The sequence below is a fragment of the Sulfurovum sp. genome (assembly GCF_049668085.1).
Classification (GTDB): Bacteria; Campylobacterota; Campylobacteria; order Campylobacterales; family Sulfurovaceae; genus Sulfurovum.
The window spans coordinates 1-4,665 of the sequence record NZ_JBATIY010000092.1 but is presented as its reverse complement, the minus strand read 5'-3'; the positions used below and the strand labels follow the sequence as shown (position 1 = coordinate 4,665).

Genomic DNA, 4,665 nt, shown 5'->3' with positions numbered 1-4,665 from the left:
CTCTTATGTTGATATCAACAATCCGGAACTTTGCGATGCATTGATACGTAAGGTTAAAAAGATGCAGATCGGTAGTCGTTTGACAGTTGAAATTGTAGAGAGTGAGCAGATCGAAGATCTTGAAATGATCAATGAGTTTATCTTTTCACTCAAAAAACTTGGTGTACTTATCGCTATCGATGATTTTGGAAGTGGTTTCTCAAACTTTGATAACATCGTGAAACTGGATGTAGACTATGTAAAACTTGATGGTTCTCTAGTCTCTAAAATACATGATGAAAAGTATAGAATTATTTTGGAGAATATGGTGAACATCTGCCGTGATCTAGGGATCAAGACGATTGCTGAATATATTAGTGATGAGAGTATATTAATCCTTGCCAAAAGCATTGGCGTTGATTATTTACAAGGACATCATTTGCATAAACCAGCGCATTGGGACAGTGTGAAAAAAACATTTGGATTTAATTTGTAAATATGACATTTTTATGACATTTTTACATTACAATAGTTAATAATTGAAAGGAGGGAACGCAAATGCATAATGAGAATGAAGTTATGGATAAAGAGTGTGATATAGACTTAAATGAACTCAAGAACAGTATGCATTTATTGCGTAAACAACTCTTTTCAGATGATATTACAGAGAGTAAGAACAGACTATGGTTACTGAAAGAAAAACTCAATAACAATGAAACGTTTAATGATTTTGGGTTTTTGGTCAGTATCAAGATCTCAGATTATGATAAGATCGTGAAAGAATATGATTCAAATGTGGGAAACAGGCTCTTAAAACAGGTCAGTGATTACATGATCCGCTATATGAAAAATAACCATATTAATTATGAGATCGTACGTTATATGGAAGATAATTTTTTGATCTTCATGTATGATCTGAATGAAGATCAAGTGGAAGAACACATAGTGAACATGCAAAATGGGATGTCAAACTATAAGTTCAAACATCGCAGTAGGATGTTTCAGTTGACATTTTCTTCAGCAGTGATGCAATATATAGAGCATGAATCGTTTGCATCTGTACTGGATCAGTTAGATGAAAAGCTTTTTGAAAGTAAAGTGTATAGTTAATAGATGTGGTGTAATCCTCAAGTGAGGATTACACTAAGCCCAATAAAGCTACAAACAAAACAGGTGGGGTGATAACTAGTCCCACCTTCATATATTCTCCCCAGCCTATTTTTACACCTTTTTGAGCAAGTACATGTAGCCACAGTAGGGTAGCTAGCGAACCGATAGGGGTCATTTTAGGGCCAAGGTTAGAACCTAGTATATTTGCGTAGGCTAAAGCCTCATGTCCTGTCTCAGCGATGGCGATGTCCATGATCATGATAGTAGGCATGTTGTTCATGATAGAGCTGAGTCCTGCTGCGAGGAAACCTGTACCTATGACAGCAGCAGTATTTCCCATCTCTTGTAAGTCATTTATGACGACAGCCAGGTAAGAGGTAAGTCCCGCATTTTTAAGTCCGTACACTACCACATAAAGACCTATGGAGAACCAAACAACCTGCCATGGTGCAGACTTGATGGTCTCTAATGGCTTCACTGCTTTGTAGTGGTTGGCGATGGCCAAAAAGACCAGTGCTCCACCTAAGGCAAAGAGAGAGACAGGTAAGTTGAAATAGTCACCGATGAAGTAACCTATCATCAAAAGCCCTAAAAACCACCAGCTGAGTTTGAACATGGTCATATTTTTGATAACAGACTCAGGTGTTGCCAGGTTCTGGACATCTAAGTGTGTAGGGATATCTTTTCTAAAGTAGATCCAAAGCACAACGATCGATGCGATGATAGCCAGTAGATTAGGTAAGAACATAGTCTTGGCATACTCCCAAAAGCCTATGTCAAAGAAACCTGCAGTCACAATATTGGTCAGGTTTGAGATGACCAGCGGGTTTGATGCACTGTCACCTATAAATCCGCCAGCCATGAGAAAGGCAAAGATAGCCAGAGGCTTCATGTTCAAGTGTTTCATTTTGGCTAAGAGAATAGGTGTAAGAATGAGTGCTGCACCATCGTTGGCAAAGAAAGCCGCGACCAATGCGCCTAACAGCAGGATGTAGACAAAGAGCAAGTTGCCGTTACCACCGCTGAGTCTTGCCATCTTAAGTGCTGCCCACTCGAAAAAACCTATCTCATCGAGTACAAGAGAGAGAATGATGATTCCTATAAATGCAAGTGTCGCATCCCAGACGATATTTGTTACTGTAATGACATCCTGAAAACTGACTACACCAAGGATCAGTGCTGCAACAGCACCGATAATAGCAGTTGTACCTATCTGTAGGCCTTTTGGCTGCCATATAACAAAGATGAGGGTTATGAGGAATAGGGTAGAAGCTAACAGCATTAGTCGTTCAATACTTTGGATTTAGCTAGAGCTGCTTCTATCTCTTCTTTACTGACATCACCGGAAAGGTCAAGTGCCACATCACCATCTTTTCCACTGACTTCCATGTTGGTGATCTTCTTTTTTGTTTCATCACTCATACACTCACACTGTCCAGTCGCACAATTCTCTACCATCTTGACAATATTTTGTTTCTCTACGGCACCAGTGAAATTTATTTTAATACCTTGGTTTGTTTGACTTACATTTTTATCCATTTTATTTCCCTTTTTTATATGAGTGCTTCTTTTACTTTAGGCAGTAAAATCTCTTTGATCTCTTTGAGTGTCTCTTCAAAAGCCTCAAATGCTTTGCCATCTGGGTCTTCAAATCCTACATGGATGGTCTTCACAGGTTTTGGAAACATAGGGCAGGTCTCTTGGGCATGACCACAGACTGTAACGACTAGGTCATAATCGTTATCTATCACGGTGTCAAGTGTCTTAGAGTGGTACGCATCTCTCCAGATACCTTCTTGTTCTAACACTTTTTTGGCATTAGGATTCACTCTTCCTGAAGCTTTGACTCCTGAACTTTCTGCATCTATGCCATCTAGTTCAGCGTTAATGAGTGCTTCAGCGATAATACTTCTGCAACTGTTTCCTGTACAGAGTATGAGAACTTTTTTCTTCATAGTTGGTTTCCTCTATGTGATTTATGTGGGGATTGTAGCATAAAGAATTTTATATATCAAGATATCTTGATATATAATTGTTATAGTTTTTTTATTTTTGCTACCAAAAGCGGTGAAAACAAGCTTGAAAGTAATGCAATAATAAATAGATTACCCTCAAAAATATTAAATACCTGTAATAAATCAGACCATGATTTACCTATGACATAATGGCCAAAGATAAATTCAAAAACTAAAGTCATAGTTGCGAATTGAATTCCAATGTATAGATAGGTAAGATATTTATTTTTACCAAATAGTTTAAAAGAGATATAGGTGATTGTGAATATAATGATGGCTAAAGTGATCCCGCTGGCAGGGAGTGCAACAGATTCTCCCAAATAAGGTGCTAGAACAGTTTCTCTAAATATGCCATTGATAATTGCAAAGATGGCTATGATAAACCAAATCATAGCTGTTTTTAGAAAAATATTTAATGACATATTATGTTTTTAAATTTAAGCTTTTACTTTCTTTATGAACATCATCACAGCTACAGTCATAGCACCGACAATGATTCCTATTAAAAGGTCACCAAATATAAACGGTATACCATCTACAAGGTCATGTACAAAGTGTGAATTATGTACGAAGATACCTCCAGCTACTAGAAGCATAGCAATGGTACCAATGACTGTAAGGGCTTTGATAACTTTAGGTAGGGAACGCACGAAAAATTCTCCAATGGCACTTTCTCCACCGTTCATGGCTATGAGCTTGTAGCCAAAGTCATCCATACGTACGAGTAGGGCGACTATCCCATAGACACCCACTGTAGCGATGAGTGCCACAAATGTCACTGCAGCTATCTGCACTGTCATAGGCTCACTGGAAACTGCACTAAGAGCGATGATGATGATCTCTATAGAGAGGATAAAATCTGTAATTACAGCAGACTTGATCTTCGACTTTTCTTCAGCGAGTACTTCTTCTTTACTTTTTTGTTCTAGACTGGTTATATGTTTCTTCTCACCATGAGGAAAAAAGTATTCGTATATCTTCTCTGCACCCTCATAGGCTAGATAAACTCCACCTACCATGAGTATGGGTACGATGATCCACGGGGCAAAGGCACTTAGTAAAAATGCAAAAGGTAAGATAATGGCTTTGTTAATGAAAGAACCTTTGGTAATGGCCCAAAGTACAGGAAGCTCACGAGAAGAGGTAAAGCCAGATGCTTTTTCAGCATTAACTGCGAGGTCATCTCCGAGTATACCCGCGGTTTTTTTGGTCGCTACTTGTGTCATGGTTGAGACATCATCCATAAGTACTGAAATATCATCTAATAGTGCCAAAAGTCCTGCTGCCATGAGTATCCTTTTTTAATACTATTTTAGCAGTTAGATTTTAAAGTATAAGGTTTTTTATGTATTACAATCAGATTTAAATCCAAACACATTGATCTTGAGATAGGATATCTCTTGTAAGATATCTAAAAATGCTCTAATGGTGTGTTAAAAGTATCCATAAAAGTATTGACTTCATCAACTTTCATCACGCTTATGTGCATTTTTTGCTGCGATCCACTGAGACATGTATTTGGTACTCATCATAGAATGATGTTTGAGCATGGCACCCGTAA

General features: G+C 38.0%; 7 protein-coding genes. 2 read left to right on the top strand and 5 right to left on the bottom strand.

Translation table 11 applies throughout. From position 1 onward, the window contains the following. Both WBM70_RS06295 and WBM70_RS06290 read left to right on the top strand, forming a co-directional pair. Positions 1–475: EAL domain-containing protein (locus tag WBM70_RS06295; RefSeq protein ID WP_424557652.1), on the top strand; the 475-nt coding region annotated here is incomplete at its 5' end. A gap of 62 nt (positions 476–537) precedes the next feature. Then, the gene (locus tag WBM70_RS06290; protein WP_424557651.1) at positions 538–1,089 is read left to right on the top strand and encodes a GGDEF domain-containing protein; all 552 of its coding nucleotides are present in this window, start codon (positions 538–540) and stop codon (positions 1,087–1,089) included. A gap of 28 nt (positions 1,090–1,117) precedes the next feature. Here WBM70_RS06290 and WBM70_RS06285 read toward each other — a convergent pair whose 3' ends face one another. The 5 genes from WBM70_RS06285 to WBM70_RS06265 form a co-directional block, all read right to left on the bottom strand. Next, entirely contained in the window at positions 1,118–2,371 is a 1,254-nt protein-coding gene (locus tag WBM70_RS06285; RefSeq protein ID WP_424557650.1) for an arsenic transporter, read from the bottom strand. Beyond that, positions 2,371–2,628 carry a hypothetical protein gene (locus tag WBM70_RS06280; RefSeq protein WP_424557649.1) on the bottom strand — a complete coding sequence of 86 codons (258 nt, stop codon included), beginning with the start codon at positions 2,626–2,628 and terminating at the stop codon, positions 2,371–2,373. Before WBM70_RS06280 ends, WBM70_RS06285 begins: the two co-directional genes overlap by 1 nt. Before the next feature lie 14 nt (positions 2,629–2,642). After that, on the bottom strand, positions 2,643–3,044 hold the full coding sequence (locus WBM70_RS06275) for an arsenate reductase ArsC (RefSeq protein ID WP_424557648.1): 402 nt from the start codon (positions 3,042–3,044) through the stop codon (positions 2,643–2,645). Positions 3,045–3,124: 80 nt separating this feature from the next. Then, positions 3,125–3,526: a hypothetical protein gene (locus WBM70_RS06270; RefSeq protein WP_424557647.1), complete on the bottom strand. Its 402-nt coding sequence runs from the start codon at positions 3,524–3,526 to the stop codon at positions 3,125–3,127. Between the two features lie 15 nt (positions 3,527–3,541). Next, on the bottom strand, positions 3,542–4,393 hold the full coding sequence (locus WBM70_RS06265) for a DUF808 domain-containing protein (protein ID WP_424557646.1): 852 nt from the start codon (positions 4,391–4,393) through the stop codon (positions 3,542–3,544). Positions 4,394–4,665: the final 272 nt, after the last annotated feature.

What these genes read in the sequence shown, in the direction of transcription:
- WBM70_RS06285 (WP_424557650.1), bottom strand. Translation starts at nt 2,371, where the DNA reads ATGCTGTTAGCTTCTACCCTATTCCTCATAACCCTCATCTTTGTTATA.
- WBM70_RS06270 (WP_424557647.1), bottom strand. Translation starts at nt 3,526, where the DNA reads ATGTCATTAAATATTTTTCTAAAAACAGCTATGATTTGGTTTATCATA.
- WBM70_RS06290 (WP_424557651.1), top strand. Translation starts at nt 538, where the DNA reads ATGCATAATGAGAATGAAGTTATGGATAAAGAGTGTGATATAGACTTA.
- WBM70_RS06275 (WP_424557648.1), bottom strand. Translation starts at nt 3,044, where the DNA reads ATGAAGAAAAAAGTTCTCATACTCTGTACAGGAAACAGTTGCAGAAGT.
- WBM70_RS06265 (WP_424557646.1), bottom strand. Translation starts at nt 4,393, where the DNA reads ATGGCAGCAGGACTTTTGGCACTATTAGATGATATTTCAGTACTTATG.
- WBM70_RS06280 (WP_424557649.1), bottom strand. Translation starts at nt 2,628, where the DNA reads ATGGATAAAAATGTAAGTCAAACAAACCAAGGTATTAAAATAAATTTC.